The organism is Microvirga sp. GN3, from assembly GCF_055792825.1.
Genome location: NZ_JBVVAK010000005.1, coordinates 28,508 through 50,683, shown reverse-complemented (window position 1 = coordinate 50,683; position 22,176 = coordinate 28,508). Strand labels below are relative to the sequence as shown.

23 protein-coding genes are annotated in these 22,176 nt (G+C 63.1%); 10 read left to right on the top strand and 13 right to left on the bottom strand.

All coding sequences use genetic code 11. The features are described from left to right. Nucleotides 1-126 precede the first annotated feature (126 nt). The 5 genes from pheS to ACS5Q1_RS04335 form a co-directional block, all read right to left on the bottom strand. On the bottom strand, nucleotides 127-1,209 hold the full coding sequence (gene pheS / locus ACS5Q1_RS04355) for a phenylalanine--tRNA ligase subunit alpha (protein WP_473097041.1): 1,083 nt from the start codon (nucleotides 1,207-1,209) through the stop codon (nucleotides 127-129). A 191-nt stretch (nucleotides 1,210-1,400) separates the two neighbouring features. Next, nucleotides 1,401-1,769, bottom strand: coding sequence for a 50S ribosomal protein L20 (gene rplT / locus ACS5Q1_RS04350; RefSeq protein WP_203442736.1), 369 nt, complete (start codon nucleotides 1,767-1,769; stop codon nucleotides 1,401-1,403). 42 nt (nucleotides 1,770-1,811) lie between these two features. After that, a complete protein-coding gene (rpmI, locus tag ACS5Q1_RS04345) occupies nucleotides 1,812-2,012 on the bottom strand; it encodes a 50S ribosomal protein L35 (protein ID WP_009494553.1) in 201 nt (66 codons plus the stop codon). Nucleotides 2,013-2,211: 199 nt separating this feature from the next. Further along, on the bottom strand, nucleotides 2,212-2,733 hold the full coding sequence (gene infC, locus ACS5Q1_RS04340) for a translation initiation factor IF-3 (protein ID WP_246776758.1): 522 nt from the start codon (nucleotides 2,731-2,733) through the stop codon (nucleotides 2,212-2,214). A 136-nt stretch (nucleotides 2,734-2,869) separates the two neighbouring features. Then, complete coding sequence (locus ACS5Q1_RS04335) at nucleotides 2,870-4,084, bottom strand: glycosyltransferase family 4 protein (protein ID WP_203442734.1); 1,215 nt, start codon at nucleotides 4,082-4,084, stop codon at nucleotides 2,870-2,872. A 100-nt stretch (nucleotides 4,085-4,184) separates the two neighbouring features. Here ACS5Q1_RS04335 and ACS5Q1_RS04330 point away from each other — a divergent pair, with 100 nt between their 5' ends. Next, entirely contained in the window at nucleotides 4,185-4,940 is a 756-nt protein-coding gene (locus ACS5Q1_RS04330; protein ID WP_473097040.1) for an alpha/beta hydrolase, read from the top strand. A 22-nt stretch (nucleotides 4,941-4,962) separates the two neighbouring features. Here ACS5Q1_RS04330 and ACS5Q1_RS04325 read toward each other — a convergent pair whose 3' ends face one another. The 3 genes from ACS5Q1_RS04325 to argH form a co-directional block, all read right to left on the bottom strand. Further along, on the bottom strand, nucleotides 4,963-5,229 hold the full coding sequence (locus tag ACS5Q1_RS04325; protein WP_473097039.1) for a BQ00720 family protein: 267 nt from the start codon (nucleotides 5,227-5,229) through the stop codon (nucleotides 4,963-4,965). A gap of 25 nt (nucleotides 5,230-5,254) precedes the next feature. Then, the gene (locus ACS5Q1_RS04320; protein WP_203442731.1) at nucleotides 5,255-5,689 is read right to left on the bottom strand and encodes an Hsp20 family protein; all 435 of its coding nucleotides are present in this window, start codon (nucleotides 5,687-5,689) and stop codon (nucleotides 5,255-5,257) included. A gap of 172 nt (nucleotides 5,690-5,861) precedes the next feature. After that, nucleotides 5,862-7,262 (bottom strand): argininosuccinate lyase, encoded by a 1,401-nt coding sequence (argH, locus tag ACS5Q1_RS04315; protein ID WP_473097038.1) that lies wholly within the window; start codon nucleotides 7,260-7,262, stop codon nucleotides 5,862-5,864. Between the two features lie 206 nt (nucleotides 7,263-7,468). On the opposite strand from argH, the gene ACS5Q1_RS04310 reads away from it, so the two are divergent. The 6 genes from ACS5Q1_RS04310 to ACS5Q1_RS04285 all read left to right on the top strand — a co-directional run bounded on the left by ACS5Q1_RS04310 (nucleotide 7,469) and on the right by ACS5Q1_RS04285 (nucleotide 13,796). Beyond that, entirely contained in the window at nucleotides 7,469-9,064 is a 1,596-nt protein-coding gene (locus tag ACS5Q1_RS04310) for an ABC transporter substrate-binding protein (RefSeq protein WP_473097037.1), read from the top strand. 97 nt (nucleotides 9,065-9,161) lie between these two features. After that, complete coding sequence (locus tag ACS5Q1_RS04305; protein ID WP_473097120.1) at nucleotides 9,162-10,130, top strand: ABC transporter permease; 969 nt, start codon at nucleotides 9,162-9,164, stop codon at nucleotides 10,128-10,130. Beyond that, complete coding sequence (locus ACS5Q1_RS04300; protein ID WP_473097036.1) at nucleotides 10,130-11,062, top strand: ABC transporter permease; 933 nt, start codon at nucleotides 10,130-10,132, stop codon at nucleotides 11,060-11,062. The genes ACS5Q1_RS04305 and ACS5Q1_RS04300 overlap by 1 nt, the downstream gene beginning before the upstream one ends. After that, a complete protein-coding gene (locus ACS5Q1_RS04295) occupies nucleotides 11,059-11,895 on the top strand; it encodes an ABC transporter ATP-binding protein (protein ID WP_473097035.1) in 837 nt (278 codons plus the stop codon). Before ACS5Q1_RS04300 ends, ACS5Q1_RS04295 begins: the two co-directional genes overlap by 4 nt. 16 nt (nucleotides 11,896-11,911) lie before the next feature. Then, on the top strand, nucleotides 11,912-12,691 hold the full coding sequence (locus tag ACS5Q1_RS04290) for an ABC transporter ATP-binding protein (protein ID WP_473097034.1): 780 nt from the start codon (nucleotides 11,912-11,914) through the stop codon (nucleotides 12,689-12,691). A gap of 37 nt (nucleotides 12,692-12,728) precedes the next feature. Next, on the top strand, nucleotides 12,729-13,796 hold the full coding sequence (locus ACS5Q1_RS04285) for a dipeptidase (protein ID WP_473097033.1): 1,068 nt from the start codon (nucleotides 12,729-12,731) through the stop codon (nucleotides 13,794-13,796). Between the two features lie 251 nt (nucleotides 13,797-14,047). Here ACS5Q1_RS04285 and ACS5Q1_RS04280 read toward each other — a convergent pair whose 3' ends face one another. The 4 genes from ACS5Q1_RS04280 to ACS5Q1_RS04265 are packed head-to-tail and all read right to left on the bottom strand — an operon-like array spanning nucleotide 14,048 to nucleotide 17,980. Further along, nucleotides 14,048-14,887, bottom strand: coding sequence for an ABC transporter permease (locus tag ACS5Q1_RS04280; protein ID WP_473097032.1), 840 nt, complete (start codon nucleotides 14,885-14,887; stop codon nucleotides 14,048-14,050). A gap of 4 nt (nucleotides 14,888-14,891) precedes the next feature. After that, on the bottom strand, nucleotides 14,892-15,761 hold the full coding sequence (locus ACS5Q1_RS04275; protein ID WP_473097031.1) for an ABC transporter permease: 870 nt from the start codon (nucleotides 15,759-15,761) through the stop codon (nucleotides 14,892-14,894). After that, nucleotides 15,758-16,855, bottom strand: a complete 1,098-nt coding sequence (locus tag ACS5Q1_RS04270; protein WP_473097030.1) for an ABC transporter ATP-binding protein — start codon at nucleotides 16,853-16,855, stop codon at nucleotides 15,758-15,760. The genes ACS5Q1_RS04275 and ACS5Q1_RS04270 overlap by 4 nt, the downstream gene beginning before the upstream one ends. 51 nt (nucleotides 16,856-16,906) lie before the next feature. Next, nucleotides 16,907-17,980, bottom strand: coding sequence for an extracellular solute-binding protein (locus ACS5Q1_RS04265; RefSeq protein WP_473097029.1), 1,074 nt, complete (start codon nucleotides 17,978-17,980; stop codon nucleotides 16,907-16,909). 171 nt (nucleotides 17,981-18,151) lie between these two features. Here ACS5Q1_RS04265 and pip point away from each other — a divergent pair, with 171 nt between their 5' ends. Continuing rightward, nucleotides 18,152-19,096 carry a prolyl aminopeptidase gene (gene pip / locus ACS5Q1_RS04260; RefSeq protein ID WP_473097028.1) on the top strand — a complete coding sequence of 315 codons (945 nt, stop codon included), beginning with the start codon at nucleotides 18,152-18,154 and terminating at the stop codon, nucleotides 19,094-19,096. 251 nt (nucleotides 19,097-19,347) lie between these two features. Here the strand turns inward: pip and ACS5Q1_RS04255 are convergent, their stop codons facing one another. Then, entirely contained in the window at nucleotides 19,348-20,133 is a 786-nt protein-coding gene (locus ACS5Q1_RS04255) for a 3-hydroxybutyrate dehydrogenase (RefSeq protein ID WP_473097119.1), read from the bottom strand. Nucleotides 20,134-20,358: 225 nt separating this feature from the next. Here ACS5Q1_RS04255 and pxpB point away from each other — a divergent pair, with 225 nt between their 5' ends. After that, on the top strand, nucleotides 20,359-21,078 hold the full coding sequence (pxpB, locus tag ACS5Q1_RS04250; protein ID WP_473097027.1) for a 5-oxoprolinase subunit PxpB: 720 nt from the start codon (nucleotides 20,359-20,361) through the stop codon (nucleotides 21,076-21,078). Further along, nucleotides 21,075-22,109, top strand: coding sequence for a 5-oxoprolinase subunit C family protein (locus tag ACS5Q1_RS04245; RefSeq protein ID WP_473097026.1), 1,035 nt, complete (start codon nucleotides 21,075-21,077; stop codon nucleotides 22,107-22,109). The genes pxpB and ACS5Q1_RS04245 overlap by 4 nt, the downstream gene beginning before the upstream one ends. The last annotated feature ends 67 nt before the right edge of the window (nucleotides 22,110-22,176 follow it).

The window sequence follows — 22,176 nt, the reverse complement described above, 5'->3', positions numbered from 1 at the left end:
GGAGGGCCAGGGAGGGCCCCACGACGCCATCGGGTCGATCGGCATTCCCGCTCGACCCGTGGCTACCCCCCTCTCCATCTCTCCCCCACAAGGGGGGAGAGGGCTCTATGGGCTCGCGCGCAATCATTACGACGTCAGGCCGCTGACGAGGCTCGGGATATCGAGCGGGCGGAAGCCGTAATGGTTCAGCCAGCGCACATCGGCCTCGAAGAACGGACGCAGGTCCGGCATGCCGTATTTCAGCATGGCGATGCGGTCGATACCCATGCCCCAGGCGAAGCCCTGATACTCGTCCGGATCGAGCCCGCAATTGCGCAGCACGTTCGGATGGACCATGCCGCAGCCGAGGATTTCGAGCCAGTCGGTGCCCTCGCCGAAGCGGATCTCACCGCCCTTGCGCGAGCACTGGATGTCGACCTCGGCGGAGGGCTCAGTGAAGGGGAAGAAGGACGGGCGGAAGCGCATCTTCACCTGCTCGACCTCGAAGAAGGCCTTGCAGAACTCCTCCAGCACCCACTTCATGTGCGCGATGTTGGCCTGCTTATCGATGACGAGGCCTTCCACCTGGTGGAACATCGGCGTGTGGGTCTGGTCCGAGTCGTGACGGTAGGTCCGGCCCGGGATGATCACCCGGATCGGCGGCGCCTTGGACGTCATCGTGCGAATCTGGACCGGCGAGGTATGCGTGCGCAGCACCTTGCGCTCGCCCTTCTCGTCGGGGGCGAGGAAGAAGGTATCGTGCATCTCGCGAGCCGGATGGCCCTCGGGGAAGTTCAGCGCCGTGAAGTTGAGGTAATCGGTCTCGATGTCCGGCCCCTCGGCCACGGAGAAGCCCATATCGGCGAAGATCGCCGTCAGCTCCTCGATCACCTGGCTGATCGGATGGAGGCGACCACGGGCTTCGGGCGCCTCCGGCACGGGCAGCGTGACGTCGATGCGCTCGGCGGACAGCCTTGCCTCAAGGGCTGCCTCGGCGAGCGTATCCTTCTTGGCGGAGATAGCGCCCTGCACCTTATCGCGCAGGCCATTGATGAGGGGGCCGCGTTCTTTCCGCTCCTCGGGCGTCATGGCGCCGAGGGTCTTCAGGAGGTCGGAGACGGAGCCCTTCTTGCCGAGCGCAGAGACGCGCACGGATTCCAGAGCCGCTTCGTCGCCGGCGGCATCGACCTGGGAAAGCAGGTCATGTTCGAGTTGATTGAGATCGGTCATCGGTCCCTGGCCAGATGCAAGCGCCAAATGCAGGCGCCTTGAGTGAGGCGCGGCGCGGGAACCGTCAAGTCGTCCGAGCCGCGTAATAGCAACCGACAGCGCATAAGGCCGTCAGCGCGAATGGTCTCGGAGAAGGGGGTAAAGGCGGTGCGGCTGAAAAGCCAGCCGCACCGAAGCTAGTCTATCCGGCTTTAGGCGGCCTGCTGCGGCAGGGCGGCCTTGGCGCGCTCCACGTAAGCGGCGAAAGCCGCCGGCTCGTGGATGGCCAGCTCGGACAGGACCTTGCGATCGACCTCGATCCCAGCCTTGCCGAGACCGTCGATAAATCGGGAATAGGTCAAGCCATGCATGCGGACGGCAGCGTTGAGACGCTGGATCCAGAGCGCGCGGAAGGTGCGCTTCTTGTTGCGACGGTCGCGAGTGGCATATTGCATGCTCTTCTCGACCGCCTGCTTGGCGATGCGGATGGTGTTCTTGCGGCGGCCGTAGAAACCCTTGGCTGCCTTAAAAACCTTCTTGTGCTTGGCGTGGGCGGTAACGCCCCGTTTGACGCGGGCCATTTAAAAACTCCTTCAAAATCCGGGATGTGGGAAAGAACCGCCTTAGCCGTTCGGCAGGAAGTACTTCTTCACGTTGTACGCGTCGCCCTCGAACAGGGTCGTGGTGCCGCGCAGGTTGCGGATCTGCTTCTTGGTCCGCTTGATCATCCCGTGGCGCTTGCCGGCCTGGGCGTAAACGACCTTGCCGGTGCCAGTGATCTTGAAGCGCTTTTTAGCGCCAGACTTCGTCTTCAGCTTGGGCATTTGGCTCTCCTTTGGACAGGCTTCCGGAGCGGCAAAGCCGCACCTTGGCCTTTTCATTGCTGCATGAGCAAAACGAACCGCCACGGCAGCCCTAACAGCCGGGCGGTTCAATGAAGGGCGGCTTATGACAGAAGGCCGCCCAAAAAGCAATGGCCGCCGGGACCCCGACGGCCATGAATTTCACTGTATAGGGAGCCCCTTAGCGCGGCGCCAGGACCATGACGACCTGACGGCCTTCGAAGTTCGGCTCCATCTCGACCTTGGCGAGATCGCCCACATCGGCCTTGACCCGGTCCAGGACCTTCAGACCGAGGGATTGGTGCGCCATCTCACGGCCGCGGAAGCGCAGGGTGATCTTCACCTTGTTGCCTTCCTCGAAGAAGCCCTTCATCGCCTTCATCTTGACCTCGTAATCGTGGTCGTCGATGCCGGGACGCAGCTTGATTTCCTTGACCTCGACCGTCTTCTGCTTCTTGCGCGCCTCGGAGGCTTTCTTCTGCTCCAGGAAGCGGAATTTGCCGTAATCGAGGATCTTGCAGACGGGAGGGGTTGCGTTCGGCGAGATCTCCACGAGATCAAGGCCTGCCTCTTCAGCAACCTTCAGGGCATCGAAGAAAGGCACTACGCCTCGGTTCTGCCCTGCATCGTCGATCAGCTGCACTTCGCGAACACCGCGAATATCTCGGTTGGCGCGCGGTCCGTCCTTTTGCGGCACCGGCATGGCTCTCATTGGTCTGCGAATGGCTCGTATCTCCTGTTAAAGGCTAGGCCGAGGATCGGAGATCCCAAGGGATCCCTGCTTTGAATGCTCAGCCTTGCCACGAATGAATCGACATTTCGCGCAAATGCGCGGGAAGTCAACTTGTTCGATGGGTAAAACGACTCTCAAGAAGAGCCGAATACACATCGAGGGTACTGGACACCATGCGTTCGAGCGAGAAATGACGCTCCACATGAGTCCTCGCTCTGGTGCCCAGGGCGATCCTGGCGCTGGCACCCAGATTCAGCGCGGCTCCGACCGCTTCGGCCAGAGCATCGGCGTCTCCGGCCGGGATCCGCCAGCCCGTCCGCTCATGCGGAGGCACAGCCGGCGGGGACAGGACAGTCTCCGGCACGGCTCCGAGATCGGACACCACGACCGGCGTTCCCATGGCCTGCGCCTCCACGGCCGAGCGGCCGAAGGCTTCGGGCTCGGTCGAGGGCACGGTGACGACGGAGGCCGCCAGGAAGGCCGCCGGCATGTCGGTGCAATGGCCGACCCGGCGCACGACGCCCTTCAACTTGCGTGCCTCGATCAGGTTGTCGAGGTCCTTCACATAAGAGTCCCTCCCCTGCGGGTCGCCGGCGAGGATATAGGCCACGTCGGTGAGGCCCGCATCGCGCAGCTTGGCCGCCGCCTCGATCAGCACCTTCTGGCCTTTCCAGCCGGTGAGACGGGCGGCGAGCAGCACCACGCGCTCGTGCGGAGAAACTTCCCAGGCCTTTCTCAAGGCTTCGATCCGCTCCGGCGCGATGGCCTGGGGCGAGAAGACCGAAAAATCCGTTCCCCGGTGGATGACGCGGATGCGGTCTCCAGACTGGGGATAGACCGAGCGGATCAGCTCCCCCGTATAATGGGAATTGGCGATCACCGCATCACCCCGCGCCATCACGGAATTGTAGAGCACCTTCACGGACGAACGGCCGGAATAGCTGCCGTGATAAGTGGTCACGAAGGGAAGGTTGAGGGAGCGCGCGGCGCCCAAGCCCACCCAGGCGGGTGCCCGCGAGCGGGCATGTACGAGCGAAACCCGCTCGTTGTGGCAGATCCGGGCGAGCTTTCGCACGTTGACGAGCATGGAGAACGGGTTCTTCGTCGCCGCCGGAAACGGAATCCAGACACCGCCCTTGGTCTGGAGCTCGCCGACAAGCCGCCCGCCCTCCGTGGCCACAAGGGCGCGGGCCCCGGCATGGACCAGGCCTTCGGCAATATCGACCGTGGTGCGCTCGGCTCCGCCGGCTTCGAGTTCGGGCACGATCTGCAGGATGGTCCGGCCCTCCAGCGGATGAACATGAGAGGACGGAAAAGCCATCCCTCCGCCGGGTCGTGTTGAAAAACTCACGGATGTAAGAGCCTTCTCAAAAGAATCGTCTAGAAACGGTTGCTTCAAAGCAGTTGAGGATGAGTTAACCATGCCGCAAAGCGTCACGGCTGGCCAGGATGCCCGCTCGATCGCCGTCTTGTCCCGCGAGGGAAAGGGACCACCCGCCGTATGGCTCGGCGGCTTCAAGTCTGACATGCGCGCCACCAAGGCAACCGCCCTCGACGACTGGGCGAAGGAGAACGGCCGCGCCTTCCTTCGCTTCGACTATAGCGGCCACGGCGAATCGGAAGGAGCCTTCGAGGACGGGACGATTTCCCGCTGGCTTGAGGATGCGCTGGCCGTGATCGAGCTTTTCGTCAACGAGCGCCCGATCTTCGTCGGCTCGTCCATGGGAGGCTGGATCAGTTTGCTGGCCGCCCGCCATCTCATGAAGACCCGGCCCGAGATTGCTCCCGCGGGCATCGTCCTCATCGCGCCGGCCATCGATATGACCGAGCGGCTGATGTGGGACCGTTTTCCGGAAGATCTCAAGAAGGGCGTGCAGGAGATCGGGGTCTATCACCGGCCTTCGGCCTATTCCGACGATCCCTACCCGATTACCTGGAAGCTGATCGAGGACGGGCGCAGGCACCTTCTGCTCGACAAGCCGATCCAGACCGGCTGCCCGGTTCACATCCTGCAGGGGATGGAGGACCCCGACGTGCCCTGGGATCATGCACTCCAGCTCGTCGAGCACCTGCCGGGAGACAGCGTGTCGTTGACCCTGATCAAGGACGGCGACCACCGGCTCTCCCGGCCGGAAGACATCGAGCGGCTGATTGCGGCTGTGGCGGCGATTGCCTGAAGAAAGTGAAAAGAGGTGAGCCCTAATGCAGGCTCACCGTCGTCAGGTCATGCGCCCAGGCATTGGCCACGGCGGTATCGTGGTTGTCGGTCAGCAGGATGGGCTCGCCGCTGGCGGACAGGAGCGCGAACAGCCGCATGCCGGGCTGGAGCTTCGGCGCCTGCGGGAACAGCCGCGCCACCTCGTCGGATTCGAGCGGCTTCACATAGGCCATCTGCCCCAAACCCAGGGTCGCCAGTTCGGCAACGTCCAGGGCCGGCACGGTATGATTTTTGATATCGAAGTTCATGGACATCTCCTTTTTGCGGATGCCGTCACACCTTGTCCGACGCAATAATGTCGATCTTGCGGATGATCCGCTCCGGCTCGGGCCGGGCGAGATCGATCGACAGAAGGCCGTTGGACAGGTCCGCGCCCATCACTTCCATGCCGTCGACAAGGAGGAAGGTACGCTGGAACTGACGGGCGGCGATGCCGCGATGAAGGAAGTGCCTTGTCTTGTCGTCGGACTGGCGCCCCCTGATGACGAGCTGGCTCTCCTCCAGGGTCACCTCCAGCTGATCCCGGGTGAATCCGGCGACGGCCAAGGTAATGCGGAGACGCTCGGGGGCGTGTTCGGTGCGAGCCAGACGCTCGATATTGTAGGGCGGATAGCCGTCTCCTGCCGCCTTTGCGACGCGGTCGAGCGCCTGCTCGATCTCATCGAAGCCTAACAGGAACGGATGCCCAAAGGGCGACTGACGCGACATGTTCGAAGCCCAAGGTTAGAGGCACTTCGGTGATTTTGAGCCCGCTCATGCGGCGCTCAAGCGGCCCCGCGAGGGGCCGCTGTCAGCAATATGGTTATGGCGTCATGCCCTATCAAGCCCCTGCCAAGTCGCGCCGGCAAGGGCTTAAAATCAAAGGTTAACGGCAGGCGGATCAGACCCGCTCCCGCCACCAGGCGACCTGCTCGGCCACCCGGACCGGCGAGGTACCGCCGAAGCTTGTCCGCGAGCGGACGGAATTCTCGACGCCGAGCACGTCGTAGATACCCTCGTGAATCTTGGGCTCGACCGCCTGCATGGCATCGAGGGGAAGCTCTTCGAGGGTGCAGCCCCGCTTCTCCGCCTCCGAGACGATGCGCCCGGTGATGTGGTGGGCATCGCGGAAGGGGATGTTGAGGCTGCGCACGAGCCAGTCGGCAAGATCGGTCGCCGTGGAGAAACCCGCTCCGGCAACGGCGGCCATGCGCTCCGGCACTGGCTCCAGGTCCTGGATCATGCCGGTCATGGCTGCGAGCACGATCTCGATGCTGTCGGCAGCGTCGAAGACCTGCTCCTTGTCCTCCTGCATGTCCTTGGAATAGGTCAGCGGCAGGCCCTTCATCATGGTGAGGACCGAGATCAGGGAGCCGAAAATCCGGCCCGACTTGCCGCGCACCAGCTCGGCTGCATCCGGATTGCGCTTCTGCGGCATCATGCTGGAGCCGGTGGTCCAGCGGTCCGGCAGGCGGACGAAGCCGAAGGGAGCTGACATCCAAATGATAACTTCTTCCGCCAGACGTGACAGATGCATGGCGCAGATGGAAGACGCTGCCATGAACTCCAGAAGGCTGTCGCGGTCGGAGACGGAATCGAGCGAATTCCGGGTCGGACCGTCGAAGCCGAGCGCCTTCGCGGTCATGTGCCGGTCGATGGGGAAGGACGTTCCCGCAAGCGCCCCGGCGCCGAGGGGGCATTCGTTCAGGCGCCTGCGCGAGTCGCGGATGCGGCTGCGGTCGCGGGCGAACATTTCCACATAGGCCATCAGGTGATGACCGAAGGTCACCGGCTGCGCGCTCTGGAGATGGGTGAAACCAGGCATCACGGTCGCCACATGGGCCTCGGCCTTGGCCAGAAGCGCCTTCATCAGGCTGGTCAGCTGCTCGTCGGTCCGGTCGTGGGCATCGCGCACCCAGAGGCGGATATCGACAGCGACCTGATCGTTGCGGCTGCGGGCCGTGTGCAGGCGGGCTGCCGGATCACCGACGATCTCGCGCAGGCGGCTTTCCACGTTCATGTGGATGTCTTCGAGCGCCCTGGAGAAGGAGAAGTTTCCGGTTTCGATCTCGCCCAGGACCCGCTGGAGCCCCTGATGGATGGCGTCCCGGTCGCTCTCGGCGATGATCCCCTGCTGCGCCAGCATGGTGCTGTGGGCGATGGATCCTTGGATGTCCTGGGAGGCCAATCGCTTGTCGAAGTCGATGGAGGCGTTGATGGCTTCCATGAGCGCGCTGGGGGAGGACGAGAACCGCCCGCCCCACATGGTGTTGGCACCCGATTTTTTGGCTTCTTCAGACACTGTCGTTCATCCGGAAAGAGGGTTGGAGAGCCTTTGCCACAAGTTGCCCCTTCAGGCCAACCCGGATCGGCATCCTGCCCGACCATTAAGCATGGTGCGTAATGTTTGCCAGTTTAAAACCAGTTGCTAGACTCGACAGCGCTTGTGTGATTTGCATTCATACTGGCGCAACAAAAAGCGCTCTGAGCGCTGTAAGGGAATGGCCAATGAAGCGACTTCCGAAATTTCTCCTATCCGCAGCCATGGTTGCCACCATGGCGACTTCCTTCTCTGCCGTCATGGCAGCAACCCCGCCGGACACCCTCGTCCAGGCCTGGCAGAGCGACGACATCATCTCGCTCGACCCGGCAGAGGTGTTCGAGTTCAGCGCGTCCGAGATCATCGGCAACACCTATGAGCGCCTGATCTCGTACGACATCAAGGACGTGTCGAAGATCTCCGGACAGGTCGCCGAGTCCTGGACGGTGTCTCCGGATGGCAAGACCTATACGTTCAAGATCAAGCCCAACCGCAAGTTCGCCTCCGGCAATCCGATCACGGCCGAAGACGTGGTGTATTCACTCCACCGTGCCGTGGCGCTCGACAAGTCCCCGGCCTTCATCCTGGGCCAGTTCGGCCTGACGAAGGACAACGTGAAGGACAAGGTCAAGCAGACCGGCCCGCTCGAGATGACCTTCGAGGTCGACAAGGCTTATGCGCCGACCCTGGTTCTCTACTGCCTCGGCAACTCGGTCGCCTCGATCGTCGACAAAAAGCTGCTGGTCCAGAACGAGAAGGACGGCGATTTCGGCTATAACTGGCTCAAGACCAAGTATGCCGGCTCCGGCCCCTACATCATGCGCGACTGGAAGGCCAACGAGGTCCTCGTCCTCGAGCGCAACCCGAACTACGAGAAGAAGACCCCTCTCGCCCGTGTCATCTTCCGCCATATCAAGGAAACCGCGAGCCAGCGCCTTCTGCTCGAGAAGGGCGACATCGACGTGGCCCGCAACCTGAACCCGGAAGAGATCGCCGCGGTTTCCAAGAATGCGGACATCAAGATCCAGAGCGGCCCGAAGGGTACGGTTTATTACCTCGGCCTGAACCAGAAGAACCCGAACCTGGCCAAGCCTGAGGTTCGCCAGGCCCTGAAGTGGCTCGTCGACTACTCGGCGATCGCCGACACGATCATGAAGAGCAAGGGCGACGTTCACCAGAACTTCCTGCCCAAGGGCTTCCTCGGCGCCGAGACGAACAACCCCTACAAGCTCGACGTCGCCAAGGCGAAGGAGCTTCTCGCCAAGGCCGGCCTGAAGGACGGCTTCACGGTGACGATGGATACCCGCTCTACCGCCGAGATCACCGGCATCGCCCAGGCCATGCAGGCCACCTTCGCGCAGGCCGGCATCAAGCTTGAGATCCTGCCGATGGATTCCAAGCAGGCTCTGACCAAGTACCGCGCCCGCCAGCACGATATCTATATCGGCAACTGGGGCTCGGACTATCAGGACCCGAACTCGAACGCGGACACCTTCGCGGCCAACGAAGACAACTCGGACAATGCGAAGGCGAAGCCGCTCGCATGGCGTAATGCCTGGGATCCGGGCCCGCTGACCGCCAAGACCCGCGCCGCCGTGATGGAACGTGACGGCGAGAAGCGCGCGCAGATGTACAAGGAACTGCAGAAGTCGGTTCTCGACGATGGTCCGTTCGTGATCTTCCTGCAGCAGACAGAAGTCGCTGCCGTGCGCAAGAACGTGGACAATTTCGTTCTCGGTCCGTCGTTCAGCGACAACGACGTGTCACAGGCGAAGAAGAACTGACGCTTCGATGGTTTCAGCAGTCATGAACGGGGGCGGAGGGCACGTTGGTGCCCTCCGCTCCTTCCTTAAGAAAGCCGCCCAGTTCGTCATCGTCCTGATGACGACCCTCCTCGGCCTTGTCGCCGTCACCTTCTTCATCGGCCGCGTCGTGCCGATCGATCCTGTCATCGCCATCGTCGGCGACCGCGCGCCGGCTCATGTCTATGAGCGCATCCGGACCGAGCTCGGGCTTGACCGCCCTCTGATCGAGCAGTTCGTCATCTATGTGAAGAAGGCCGCGACCGGCGATTTCGGCAATTCCGTTCTCACCACCAATCCGGTGATGATGGATATCATCAACGTCTTCCCGGCGACGCTCGAACTCGCGACGCTCGGCACGCTCATCGGTGTCATCATCGGCATTCCGCTCGGCGTCCTCGCCGCAGTCAAGCGCGGCACGCTGATCGACCAGTTCGTGCGTGTGCTCGGCCTCGTCGGCTATTCGGTGCCGATCTTCTGGCTCGGCCTCATGGGACTCCTGCTGTTCTATGCCAAGCTCGGCTGGGTCGCAGGCCCGGGCCGCATCGACGTGACCTATTCCTATCTCTACACGCCCGTCACGGGCATCGTGCTTCTCGACACCGCCATGCAGGGCCAATGGGATGCGTTCTGGGATGCGGTCTCGCACATCATCCTGCCCGCCTGCCTGCTCGGCTATTTCTCGCTCGCTTATATCAGCCGCATGACGCGCTCGTTCATGCTGAACGAACTAGCACAGGAATACGTAATCGCCGCGCGCGTGAAGGGCTTGTCCGAGATGCGTGTGATCTGGCGCCATGCCCTGCGCAACGCGGCCGTTCCCCTCGTGACGGTGATCGCTCTGTCCTATGCCAACCTTCTCGAAGGCTCCGTGCTTACTGAGACGGTCTTCGCATGGCCCGGACTTGGCCAATACATCACCAACTCGCTGCAGAACGCGGACATGAATGCAGTGCTCGGCGGAACTCTCGTGATCGGGACCGTCTTCGTGCTGCTCAACCTCGTCTCCGACCTGCTCTACCGCTTGCTTGATCCGAGGACCCGCTGATGGCCGGCGCCCCTCTCGCTGAACAACCCGCAGGTCTTCGGGCCTGGCTGCTTTCCGCAGAACCGCACTCCCGCTGGCAGGCACGGCTCGGCCGCTTCTATCTCGGCTGGCGCGCCTTCTCGCGGAATCCGCTCGCCGTCGTCGGTCTCGGCATCGTCATTCTGCTGATCCTCGTGGCGATCTTCGCCGATTTCATCGCGCCCTATTCGCCGATCGCCGGCGGAGACCTGCGCACACAGCGTCTGCTGCCGCCGAGCGAAACCTATTGGTTCGGCACGGACGATCAGGCGCGCGACATCTTCTCCCGCGTGGTCTACGGCTCACGTATCACGCTCTTCGTCGTCGTGCTGGTGGCGCTGATCGCAACGCCCATCGGCCTCCTGGTCGGCACTGTCTCCGGCTATCTCGGCGGGTGGGTCGATACGGTCCTGATGCGGACCACCGACATCTTCCTCGCATTCCCGCGCCTCGTCCTCGCACTCGCCTTCGTGGCGGCCTTGGGCCCCGGCATCGAGAACGCGATCATCGCGATTGCGATTACCTCGTGGCCACCTTATGCCCGTATCGCGCGCGCCGAGACGCTGATGATCCGAAACAGCGATTTCATCGCGGCCGTAAAGTTGCAGGGCGCATCCACGCCGCGCATCATCATGGGCCACGTGGTGCCGCTCTGCGTTTCCTCGCTCATCGTGCGCGTGACGCTCGACATGGCGGGCATCATCCTGACTGCCGCGGGCCTCGGATTCCTGGGTCTCGGCGCGCAGCCGCCGATGCCAGAATGGGGCGCGATGGTCGCTACGGGCCGCAACTATCTCATCGATCAATGGTGGGTCGCCGCCATGCCGGGTCTTGCCATCTTCGTGGTGAGCCTCGGGTTCAACCTGCTCGGCGACGGCCTGCGTGACGTTCTCGATCCGAAGGCCGCCAAATGACCAAGCCGCTTCTCGACGTCGAAGATCTCCGCGTCCGCTTTCACCTGCGCACGGGCACCGTGGAAGCGGTGCGCGGCGTGTCCTTCCAGCTCGGCCGCGAGCGCCTCGGCATCGTGGGCGAGTCGGGCTCCGGCAAGTCGCAGACGGGCCGCGCGATCCTCGGGCTCACCCCTCCCCCCGGTGAGGTGACGGCCAAGCGCCTTGCCTTCGACGGGATCGATCTGCTCAATGCCTCGAAGCGCACGCTTCGCACCTTGCGCGGCGGACGCATCAGCATGGTGATGCAGGATCCGAAATATTCGCTGAACCCGGTCATGACCATCGGCGAGCAGATCATCGAGGCCTATCAGGCGCACGCCAAAGCCGGCCGCAGCGAGGCCCGCGACAAGGCGCTTGCCATGTTAGAGGCGGTGAAGATGCGCGATCCGTCCCGCGTTTTCTCGCTCTATCCGCACGAGGTCTCCGGCGGCATGGGTCAGCGTGCCATGATCGCCATGATGCTCGTGACCGATCCGGATCTCCTCATCGCCGACGAGCCGACCTCGGCGCTCGACGTGACCGTGTCGATGGAGGTGCTGCGCATCCTCGACGAGCTCGTCACCGAACGCGGCATGGGGCTGATCTTCATCTCGCACGATTTGAAGCTCGTTTCGTCCTTCTGCGACCGGGTGCTGGTGATGTATGCCGGGCGCGTGGTCGAGGAGCTGGAGGCAAGGAACCTGCGCGAGGCGCAGCATCCCTATACTCAAGGGCTGATGCGCTGCCTGCCGACGCTCGCGAACGACGTTCGCCCGCTTCCCACGTTGAACCGCGATCCCGCTTGGGCATTGTGACTTAGGCGCTGTAACAATGCTCGATATCCAGAATCTTCAAGTCGTCTTCGGCACCGGCCGCCTCAGGGTCGATGCGGTCAAGGACGTAAGCTTCCACGTGGAGCCCGGCGCGGCCTATGGACTCGTCGGCGAATCCGGCTCCGGCAAGTCGACGGTGCTGCGCGCCATCTGCGGCCTGGCGCCGATCAGTGATGGACACGTGCTCGTCGAGGCTAAGGAAGTCACCACGCCGCGCAGCAAGGAATTCTACCGCACGGTGCAGATGGTCTTCCAGGACCCCTATGCCTCGCTCCATCCGCGCCATACGGTGGATCGGACGCTCTCCGAGCCGCTCGCCATTCACGGCGAGAAGGATGCGGAGGCGCGCATTCTCCAGGCTCTGCGCGAGGTCGGCCTTGGCCCTTCGTTCCGCTTCCGCTACCCGCACCAGCTCTCGGGCGGCCAGCGTCAGCGCATTGCGATTGCCCGTGCGCTGATCCTGCGTCCGAAGGTGCTGCTGCTCGACGAGCCGACCTCGGCGCTCGATGCCTCCGTGCAGGCGGAGATCCTGAACCTGCTCGACGATCTGCGCCGCCGCTTGGGACTGACCTATATCCTGGTGAGTCACGATCTCGCAGTCGTCGCGCATCTGTGCGAGCGTCTTCTGGTCATGCGCCATGGCGAGGCCGTCGAGGAAACCACCTCTACGGCGTTGCGCTCGGGCGCGGCATCGAACGAATACACTCAGTCCCTGATCCAGGCGAGCCAGGGCTTTAAGAGGGATGCGAAACAGCCGGCCGAAGCTCTGGCCGGTTGAACCTGATTTTCAATTCTAACTGCTTGGCACGAGATCCATGTCCCGCTCTTCCCTGATGCCCGTCTTCGATGGCCATAACGACGTCCTCCTCCGCCTGATGCGCGGCAAGATTCAGCCGGAACAGGCTTTTCTGGAGGGCGACAATATCGGACACCTCGATTGGCCGCGCATGAAGGAGGGCGGCTTTGTCGGCGGATTCTTCGCCGTCTATGTGCCGTCCGACAGCGTCGGCGTCGATGTGGATGCGCTGATGACGCAATCGCGCTATGACGTGCCCCTGCCTGCGCAGCTGCCGCTCGCGCCGAGCCAACAGGTCACCGTGCACATGGCCTCGCTCCTCATCCGCATCGAGCACGCCTCGAAGGGCGAGGTGAAGATCTGCCGTACGGCCGCCGACATCCGCCAATGCATCGATACCGGCAGGCTCGCAGCGATCCTGCACATCGAGGGCGCGGAAGGCATCGACCCCGATCTGCACATGCTGGACGTGCTCTATGAGAGCGGGCTGCGCTCCATCGGCCCGGTATGGAGTCGCTCCAACATCTTCGGCCACGGCGTGCCGTTCCGCTACCCCTCGACGCCGGACACCGGCCCCGGTCTGACGGATCGCGGCATCGAATTGGTCCGCGCCTGCAATCGCCTCAAGATCATGATCGACCTCTCGCACCTGAACGAGAAGGGCTTCTGGGACGTGGCGCGGCTTTCGGATGCGCCGCTCGTCGCCACTCATTCGAACGCGTGGGAGATCTGCCAGCACTCGCGCAATCTCACCGACAGGCAGCTCGCGGCGATCCGCGAGAGCCGCGGCATGGTCGGCGTGAACTTCGCCACCTCCTTCATCCGCCCCGACGGCCAGCGCAACGACGACACGCCGCTGGAAGAGATGATCCGCCACATGGATTACCTGATCGAGCATGTGGGCGTCGACGGCGTCGGCTTCGGTTCCGATTTCGACGGCGCGACGATTCCTGCCGAGATCGGCGATGTGCGCGGCCTCCCCCGTCTCGTCGACGCCATGCGCCGCCACGGCTACGACGAAGCGACCCTGCGCAAGCTCTGCTACGAGAACTGGGTGAACGTTCTGGAGCGCACCTGGGGGCGGTGAGACTTTCAGGCCATTGTCGCCCAGTGGTCATCCCGGGGCTGCGAAGCAGAACCCGGGATCGCCTGGAATGAGCAGCGCATGAACCTCGATACTGTCATCCCCGCGCAGGCGGGGATCCAGAGCCGCTGACGATGCCGGATTGGTCGAAGGTCATGGTTATGGATCCCGGCCTTCGCCGGGATGACAACGTTCTATCCTGATAGCGATCCCGGATCGCCTACGGCGTCCGGGATGACACTCTCTGAGGCCACTCACCGCTCCGCCTTCGAGGTCAGGGCAAAGACGCTTGCGATCCCACCGACGCCGAGCATCAGCAATAGGCTCACCGCATTGATCGCCGGCGACGCGCCCTCACGCATCTGGCCATACATGGCGATCGGCAGCGGGGCGTCGGAACCGACGAGCATCAGCGTCGTGTTGAAGTTCTCGAACGACATCAGCAAGGCTACGAGTCCGGCTCCGATCAGCGCGGGGCTCAGGAAGGGCAGCGTGACCGTCCGCAGCACGCGCGCTCGGCTGGCGCCCAAATCGAAGGCGGCTTCCTCCAGCGATCGGTCGAACTTGCGCAGGCGCGCAGCGATGATGAGCGTCGAGATGGTGAGGATAAAGGACAGCTGTCCGAGGATCACGAGCGACAGGCCCGGCCGCAGGAAATCGAGATCCGTCTGAAGCCAATCCTCGAGCCCGTTCGCGACGCGCGAGAAGAAGGCGAGGATCGAGATGCCGAGCACCACGCCGGGGATGACGAGCGGCCAGAGCATCATCATGGCGAAGAACGTCTTGCCGTGGAACTCCGCCCGCTCCAGCACCAAGGCATTCACCGTGCCGATGAGCACGGCGAGCAGCGCGACGGGTATCGCGACCTTGAAGCTGTTGCCGATGCTGCTCAGCCAGATCGGGTCCATCAGCACGCCGGGCTTGCCGGTCACAGTGCCGGAACCGGTGAACCATTCGAGTGTGAAGCCGCGCCAGGGCGGCGACGGGAACGGGCTCGCGTTGAAGGCGAAGATCGCCACGACGAGGAGCGGCGCGAACAGGAAGAGGTAGAACGCCGCGATGTAGAGCTTCCAGGCGATGGACGGACGGTTCATGGCGTCATGCCTGCTTCAAGGTGGTGCCGAGGCTCTGGCCGGTGAGGCGCAGGCCCAGCCACACGATGGCGGACGAGAGCAGCAGGAGCAGCATGCCGAAGGCAGCACCCTGGGGCCAGTTGAAGCGCGTGATGAACTGCGCGTAGATCTGCTCGGTGAACCACAATCCGTTCTTGCCGCCGAGCAGCACCGGCGTCGCGAAATTGCCGACGGTGAGCATGAACACGATGATCGAACCCGCAACGATGCCGGGCATCGCATGCGGAATGACGATGCGGCGCAGAACCGTCCAGCGGCTGCCGCCGAGGTCGAAGCCTGCCTCGACGACGGAGGGTTCCAGGCTCTCCAGCGCATTGGCGAGCGGCACGATCATGAAGAGCAGGCCGCCATAGACGAGACCGAGGATCACCGCGCCGTCGTTGTAGAGAAGCTCGACCGGCTGGCTCGCAACGCCAACCGCTTGCAACGCATAGGAAATGACGCCGCTCTCGCGCAGCAGGATCATCCAGCCGAGCGTGCGCACGAGCTCTGACACCCAGAATGGCAGCAGGCAGAGCAGCAGCAGCATCGCCTTCAGGCGTCCCTGCGCCACACGGGCGATGTAGAGCGCGATGGGAAAGGCGAGTAAGAGAGTGAGCGCAGTCACCAAGATCGACATGAAAGCCGTACGCGCAAAGGTGCGCCAGTAGAGCGGCTCGGTGAAGAATTCGAGATAATTGCCGAAGCCGAAAGCATAGACCCGCGGCGCCACGCGCTCACTGAAGGAGAGGATGAGAATCTCCACATGCGGCAGCACGATGAGAAGCCCCAGCCACAGGATCGCGGGAGCGAGCAGCAGGAAGAGCGTGAGGCGCCGGGCCTGTTTCGTCATCATGCGGCAAAGACCTTCATCGCATCCGCCGTCCAGCCCACATGGACTGGCGCGCCGACCTCGATGCCGGCGAGTGGACCCGCTTGAGGCAGCACGGCGCGCACGGGCTCGGCGAAGCCTGCCGTGTCGATGAGCAGGCTCGAAGCGGCGCCGTCGAACAGCACGGCTGAGACGCGGCCCTCGAAGCGGTTGGGTAGATTGCCGAGCGACGAGGGATCCTGCGCGAGCGCCACGGCCTCGGGCCGCACGAAGGCAAGCGCCTGTGCGGCACCGCTCCCCTGCCCCTGCACGACGGCACCGGATGGCAGCCGCACGGCAATGGCTCCATTGGAAGCCGATGCGGCCTCACCCTGCCAGCGGTTCGTCTCGCCGACGAAGCTCGCCACGAAGGGCGTGGCCGGACTGTGATAGAGTTCGCGCGGGCTTCCCACCTGCTCGAACCGGCCCTGGTTCATCACGGCGATGCGATCGGACATGACGAGCGCTTCGGACTGGTCGTGCGTGATGTAGGCGAAGGTGGTGTTGAAGGTGCCCTGCAATTGCTTCAGCTCGATCTTCATATGCTCACGCAGCTTGAGATCGAGCGCGCCGAGCGGCTCGTCGAGGAGCACGAGGGTCGGTTCAAGCACGAGACAACGGGCAATCGCCACGCGCTGCCGCTGACCGCCCGAAAGCGCCGTCACGCGGCGCTCGCCAAAACCTTTCAGGCCGACACGCTCCAGCATGCGGCCCGCGCGCTCATCGGCCTCCGCGCGGGACACGCCGCGACAGGTCAAACCATAGGCCACGTTCTCGCCGACGCTCATCATGGGAAATAGCGCGAGGCTCTGGAACACCATGTTGACCGGCCGCTTGTTGGCCGGAACGCCGATCATCGATTGTCCGCGGATGCGGATATCGCCGGAGGTCGGATGCTCGAACCCGGCGATCATGCGCATCAGGGTGGTCTTGCCGCAGCCGGAGGGACCGAGGATCGAGAAGAACTCGCCGGGAGCAACGCTGAACGTCACGTCATCGACGGCCGCATGGGAGCCGAAGCGCTTGGTGACATTGACGATGTCGAGATCGGTGGAATGGGCCATGACGCTGTCACGCAAAAAGTCATCCCCCGGGCAAGCCGGGGGATGATGATACAACACATTGAGCTTTTACGAACCGGCCTTCAGACGGTCGAGGACTTTGCCCTCGATCTCTTCGAGACCGGCCGGCACCGCCGGATACCACTTGATGTTGTCGATGGCGGCCTTCGGGAAGCTCTCGGCGAACTGATCCTTCAGCTTGCCCTGCATGAGCTTGTCGGCACCGTTGGAAGCCGTGAAGTTACCGGCAGCGGCGGCGACCTTCGCGGCGATCTCGGGACGCATGTTGAAGTTGATCCACTTGTAGGCGGCATCGTCGTTGCGGCCCTTGGCGGGAATCGCGAAGGTATCGACCCAGCCCAGAGCCCCGGACTTCGGCGCGATGAACTTCATGTCCGGGTTTTCGGCGTTGAGCTTCCATCCGCCCGTATCCCACGCCATGGCGGCGACGATCTCGCCCGAGCGCACGGCATTGAGGAGCTGATCGGTGCCTTCCCAGAAGAACTTCACGTTCTTCTTGCACTCGGCGAGCTTGGCGCCGACCTTATCCATCAGGGCGGCATAGGCCTTGGCGTCGCCATAAGCGGCGAAGGGATCCATGCCGTTGGCGAAGGCGAAAGCGATCAGCGCGGGGCGCTTGGCGCGGAAGCTGGTCTTGCCGGCGAGAGCGGGATCGCAGAGGTCGTTGTAATCGGCGACCTTCGGCGCAGCCTTCGTGTTCACGACGAGGCCGTCCGTACCCCAGATGTGGGGAACGCCGTAGACCTTCCCGTTGACAGAGGTGTTCTTCTTGGTCGCCTCCAGCATGGAGGCAATGAACTGGTCGGACTTGAGCTTGGAGAGATCGAGTGGCTTGTAGATGCCGAACTCAGTCTGCGGGCCGGCGATGCGGTCCTGGCTCGGCTGAGCAAGATCGAAGCCCGCGCCCTGCGTCGCACGCAGCTTGGAGATCATCTCCTCGTTGTTCGAGGTCGTCACCTCGACCTCGATGCCGGTTTCCTTCGTGAACTGGGCGACGACATCGGCCGGGGCATAGCCCGACCAGGTCAGAAGCCGCAGCTTTTCGGCGGCCTCGGCCGAGCCGACGACCATGAGAGCGGCGAGAGCCGTAGCCAGCTTCAGGCTGGCGCGTTTGGTCAACATCTTAAGTCCTCCAATGTGGCTGGGCTTTTACCCATGTTCCCCAGTTGCAAAACTATATGACAGTTGCACGACGCGCCAGGGGGTGCGAAGCCGGCTCACGAAATGACGTAACGGCTGACAGGCCCGCATCTCATCGATATGGATAGGCTTCCTCTGTCGGAGCCTTCAGCGATGCGCACCTTCTACCCCGAAATAGAACCTTACGATCATGGCATGCTCGATGTCGGGGACGGCCATCGGGTCTATTGGGAATTGTGCGGCAACCCGCAGGGCAAACCCGTGGTTTTCCTTCATGGCGGCCCGGGCGGAGGTTGCACGCCGACTCAGCGCCGGCTGTTCGATCCAGAGAAATACCGCATCCTGCTCTTCGATCAGCGCGGCTGCGGACGCTCGACGCCCTATGCGAGCCTGGAAGCCAACACCACCTGGCATCTCGTGGCCGATATCGAGCGGCTGCGCGAGATGATCGGTGTGGACAAGTGGATGGTGTTCGGCGGTTCCTGGGGTTCGACCCTGGCGCTGGCCTATGCCGAGACGCATCCCGAGCGCGTGACCGAACTCGTGCTGCGCGGCATCTTCACCTTACGTCGCTCGGAGCTGCTCTGGTACTACCAGGAGGGCGCCTCCTGGATCTTCCCGGACAAGTGGGAAGGCTTCCTCGCGCCGATCCCGGAGGCGGAGCGCGGCGACCTGATGGCGGCCTATCGCAAGCGCCTGATCGATCCCGACCCGGCTGTCCGGGCCAAGGCCGCACGCGCCTGGAGCCTGTGGGAAGGCGAAACGATCACGCTCCTGCACAACCAGGAATACAGCGACCAGTTCGGCGACGAGCATTATGCCATCGCCTTCGCGCGGATCGAGAACCACTACTTCGTCAATGAAGGCTTCTTCGAGGACGGACAACTCATCCGCAACACTCATCGCCTGAAAGACATTCCCGGCGTAATCATCCAGGGCCGCTACGACATCGCCACACCACCGAAGACCGCCTGGGAGCTGCACAAGGCCTGGCCCGAGGCGAAGTTCATCATGGTGCCGGATGCAGGCCACGCAGTGAGCGAGCCGGGGATTACGCATCATCTCATCGAGGCGACGGACGCATTTGCGGAGCGATAGCGAGTCTTGTCATCCCGGGGCCGCGCGAGCGGAACCCGGGATCGTTCTCAGAACATGGCGTCAGCAACGCTGTCATTCCCGCGCAGGCGGGAATCCATAAACGCTGACAGCACCAGGATAAATCACCGTAGTGGTTATGGATCCCGGCCTTCGCCGGGATGACAGTGCTCTATTCTAGAAGCGTTCCCGGATCTCCGCCGCACTTCGTCCGGGATGACGATCTTTTAGAAGCGGGATGACGATGGTGTGATTTACTTCGCCGTCCAGCCGCCATCCATCGACAGGTTTGCACCCGAGATCTGGCTTGCCGCGTCCGAGCACAGGAAGACCGCGAGCGCCGCCACCTGATCGACGGTCACGAATTGCTTGGTAGGCTGCGCTTCCAGAAGCACGTCGTTGATGACCTGCTCCTTGGTCAGCCCGCGCGCCTTCATGGTGTCGGGAATCTGCTTCTCGACGAGAGGCGTCCAGACATAGCCGGGGCTGATGCAATTGACCGTGATGCCGTCGGCCGCAACCTCGAGCGCCACCGTCTTGGTGAGGCCTGCGATACCGTGCTTGGCCGCCACATAGGCCGATTTGAACGGCGAGGCCACGAGCGAATGGGCAGAGGCCGTGTTGATGATGCGGCCCCATTTGCGCGCCTTCATGCCCGGCACCGCGGCGCGGATCGCATGGAAGGCGGAAGACAGGTTGATGGCGATGATCTGATCCCACTTCTCGACCGGAAAATTCTCCACCGGCGAGACGAACTGGATGCCTGCATTGTTGACGAGGATGTCGACGTTGCCGAATGTCCGCTCGGCGAGGTGGATCATCTCCTCGATCTCGTGCGGCTTCGACATGTCGGCCGGCGAATAGATCGCCTTGACCCCGAACTCGCTCTCGATACCGGCGCGGGTCTTCTCGATCTCGGCCGCATCGCCAAAGCCGTTGATGACGACATTGGCGCCTTCCTTTGCAAGAGCTTGGGCGATGGCGAGGCCGATGCCGCTAGTCGAGCCGGTCACGACGGCTGTCTTGGATGTCAAAGTCATCATCTGCTCCGTTTAGGCCTGGACTCCAGGCATCATCTCAGAGGTGGATAGCATGAAGGGCACTGCGAGGGTGAGCCTAACAAATAGGAGCATGGAAGGCTGATCCCCAGGCACCACCCTCGCCTGCTTCCGATGCATGGCCCGATGGATCAGAGGCCCGTTGCCGGATTGGCCCCAATGTGAGATGCGGAGATCGGGCCGTTCCGGATCGTCAACAGGTGCACCGTGCCGACACCGAAAATACTCCCCTGCGGCGACAGTGCCGTGACCGTCGAGTTCGGCGAAACGATCGATCCGGACATCAACGGCATGGTTCTCGCTCTCGATGACATCATCCGGGCCCGCTCCCCGGCCGGCCTGATCGAGACGGTGCCGACCTATCGCTCCCTCACCATCCAGTTCGACCCGGTGGCGACCGATTATGAGGCCTTGGCCCAACTTCTGCACGAGGAAACGCGAGATCTCGCGCCCCGCAAGGCGATCGGCCGGCGCTGGCGCGTGCCAGTGGTCTATGGCGGCGAATACGGCATCGATCTGGACGAGGTGGCGAGCGTCCACGGCCTGACACCGAACCAGGTGATCGAGATCCATTCCTCGGCGGTCTATCGCATCTACATGATCGGCTTTCTCCCGGGCTTCACCTATCTCGGCGGCCTCGACAAGAGGATTGCCACGTCCCGCAGGCTTCATCCCCGCGCCAAGATCCCGGCCGGCACGATCATGATCGGCGGCGAGCAGGCCGGCATCGCCCCCATGGACATGCCGAGCGGCTGGCACAACCTCGGCCTGACGCCCGTTCGACCCTATGCGCCAGGACGCGATCCGGTTTTTCTGTTCGCGGCCGGCGACGAGATCGTCTTCGAGCCCGTCAACGCCTCTCGCTGGGAAGCGCTGGAAAGAGCCGCCTTGGCGGGCGAACCCGTGGCCGAGGAGGTGCGTCCATGATCGATCTCGTGGTGAAATCCTGCGGTCCCATGACCTCTCTGCAGGATCGCGGGCGTCTCGGCTACCAGGGCTTCGGTGTCTCGCCCTCCGGTGCAATGGATCGCCGTGCACTGGCGATGGCGAATGCGCTCGTCGGCAATCCGCCAGAGACGGCTGCCATCGAATTCATGAATCTCGGCGGCGCCTTCATCTGCGAGGGCGGCGATCTTCATGTGGCGCTCGCCGGTGCAGGCTGCACGATGAGCATCGATGGAACGCCTGTCACTCCGCAGACCTCCGTGCTCCTCAAGGAGGGGCAGAGCCTGGAGATCGGGCACCCACGAGCCGGCACCTTCGCCTATCTTGCGGTGTCCGGCGGCTTTGCGGTTGAGCCGGAACTGGGGAGCCTCTCGTTCCATCTGCGGTCCCGCCTCGGCGGCCTGAAGGGAGCGGCACTGAAGGCAGGAGATTGTCTGCCCTGTCGAGCAGAATCTCAGGATCGTGAACCGATGCAGCTGGCCGTCGATCCGATCGAGGAGAGCGGCCCGATCCGCGTGATGCTTGGGCCGCAGGACGATTACTTTCCGTTGGAAACAATTCGTTTGTTCCTGGAAAGTGAATTCACCATCAGCCCCCAGGCCGACCGCATGGGCTTTCAGCTGACCGGCCCGCGCCTCGAACATGCCAAAGGCTTCAACATCGTCTCGGACGGCATCGTGGACGGTCATATCCAGGTGCCGGGCAGCGGCCAGCCCATCGTGCTCATGCGCGACCGGCAGACCGCCGGAGGCTATCCAAAGATCGCCACCGTGATCAGCGCCGATCTCGCGCGCTTCGCACAGATGCGTCCAGGATCGACCGTGCGCTTCAAGGCCGTCGAGCGGGGGGAAGCATTGGCCGCCGCACGCCGGTTGAAGGAATGGATCACTTCCCTGCCCTCAAGCCTCACGCCCGTTCGCTTCGCGCTCACGACCGAGCATCTTTTGAGCCGCAACCTGATCGGCGGCACGGTCAACGCGCTGACTCCCGCGGTGGCCGATTCGAACGAGTGAACGGAAAAGGCCGTCGCACTAGAGCATCGAACCCAAAAGTGGACCCACTTTTGGGATCCAATCCGAT

Excerpts from the sequence above, each read along its gene's own strand:
- pheS (WP_473097041.1), bottom strand. The coding sequence starts at position 1,209 with ATGACCGATCTCAATCAACTCGAACATGACCTGCTTTCCCAGGTCGAT.
- rplT (WP_203442736.1), bottom strand. The coding sequence starts at position 1,769 with ATGGCCCGCGTCAAACGGGGCGTTACCGCCCACGCCAAGCACAAGAAG.
- rpmI (WP_009494553.1), bottom strand. The coding sequence starts at position 2,012 with ATGCCCAAGCTGAAGACGAAGTCTGGCGCTAAAAAGCGCTTCAAGATC.
- infC (WP_246776758.1), bottom strand. The coding sequence starts at position 2,733 with ATGCCGGTGCCGCAAAAGGACGGACCGCGCGCCAACCGAGATATTCGC.
- ACS5Q1_RS04335 (WP_203442734.1), bottom strand. The coding sequence starts at position 4,084 with ATGGCTTTTCCGTCCTCTCATGTTCATCCGCTGGAGGGCCGGACCATC.
- ACS5Q1_RS04330 (WP_473097040.1), top strand. The coding sequence starts at position 4,185 with ATGCCGCAAAGCGTCACGGCTGGCCAGGATGCCCGCTCGATCGCCGTC.
- ACS5Q1_RS04325 (WP_473097039.1), bottom strand. The coding sequence starts at position 5,229 with ATGAACTTCGATATCAAAAATCATACCGTGCCGGCCCTGGACGTTGCC.
- ACS5Q1_RS04320 (WP_203442731.1), bottom strand. The coding sequence starts at position 5,689 with ATGTCGCGTCAGTCGCCCTTTGGGCATCCGTTCCTGTTAGGCTTCGAT.
- ACS5Q1_RS04310 (WP_473097037.1), top strand. The coding sequence starts at position 7,469 with ATGAAGCGACTTCCGAAATTTCTCCTATCCGCAGCCATGGTTGCCACC.
- ACS5Q1_RS04305 (WP_473097120.1), top strand. The coding sequence starts at position 9,162 with ATGACGACCCTCCTCGGCCTTGTCGCCGTCACCTTCTTCATCGGCCGC.
- ACS5Q1_RS04300 (WP_473097036.1), top strand. The coding sequence starts at position 10,130 with ATGGCCGGCGCCCCTCTCGCTGAACAACCCGCAGGTCTTCGGGCCTGG.
- ACS5Q1_RS04295 (WP_473097035.1), top strand. The coding sequence starts at position 11,059 with ATGACCAAGCCGCTTCTCGACGTCGAAGATCTCCGCGTCCGCTTTCAC.
- ACS5Q1_RS04290 (WP_473097034.1), top strand. The coding sequence starts at position 11,912 with ATGCTCGATATCCAGAATCTTCAAGTCGTCTTCGGCACCGGCCGCCTC.
- ACS5Q1_RS04285 (WP_473097033.1), top strand. The coding sequence starts at position 12,729 with ATGTCCCGCTCTTCCCTGATGCCCGTCTTCGATGGCCATAACGACGTC.
- ACS5Q1_RS04280 (WP_473097032.1), bottom strand. The coding sequence starts at position 14,887 with ATGAACCGTCCGTCCATCGCCTGGAAGCTCTACATCGCGGCGTTCTAC.
- ACS5Q1_RS04275 (WP_473097031.1), bottom strand. The coding sequence starts at position 15,761 with ATGATGACGAAACAGGCCCGGCGCCTCACGCTCTTCCTGCTGCTCGCT.
- ACS5Q1_RS04265 (WP_473097029.1), bottom strand. The coding sequence starts at position 17,980 with ATGTTGACCAAACGCGCCAGCCTGAAGCTGGCTACGGCTCTCGCCGCT.
- pip (WP_473097028.1), top strand. The coding sequence starts at position 18,152 with ATGCGCACCTTCTACCCCGAAATAGAACCTTACGATCATGGCATGCTC.
- ACS5Q1_RS04255 (WP_473097119.1), bottom strand. The coding sequence starts at position 20,133 with ATGACTTTGACATCCAAGACAGCCGTCGTGACCGGCTCGACTAGCGGC.
- ACS5Q1_RS04245 (WP_473097026.1), top strand. The coding sequence starts at position 21,075 with ATGATCGATCTCGTGGTGAAATCCTGCGGTCCCATGACCTCTCTGCAG.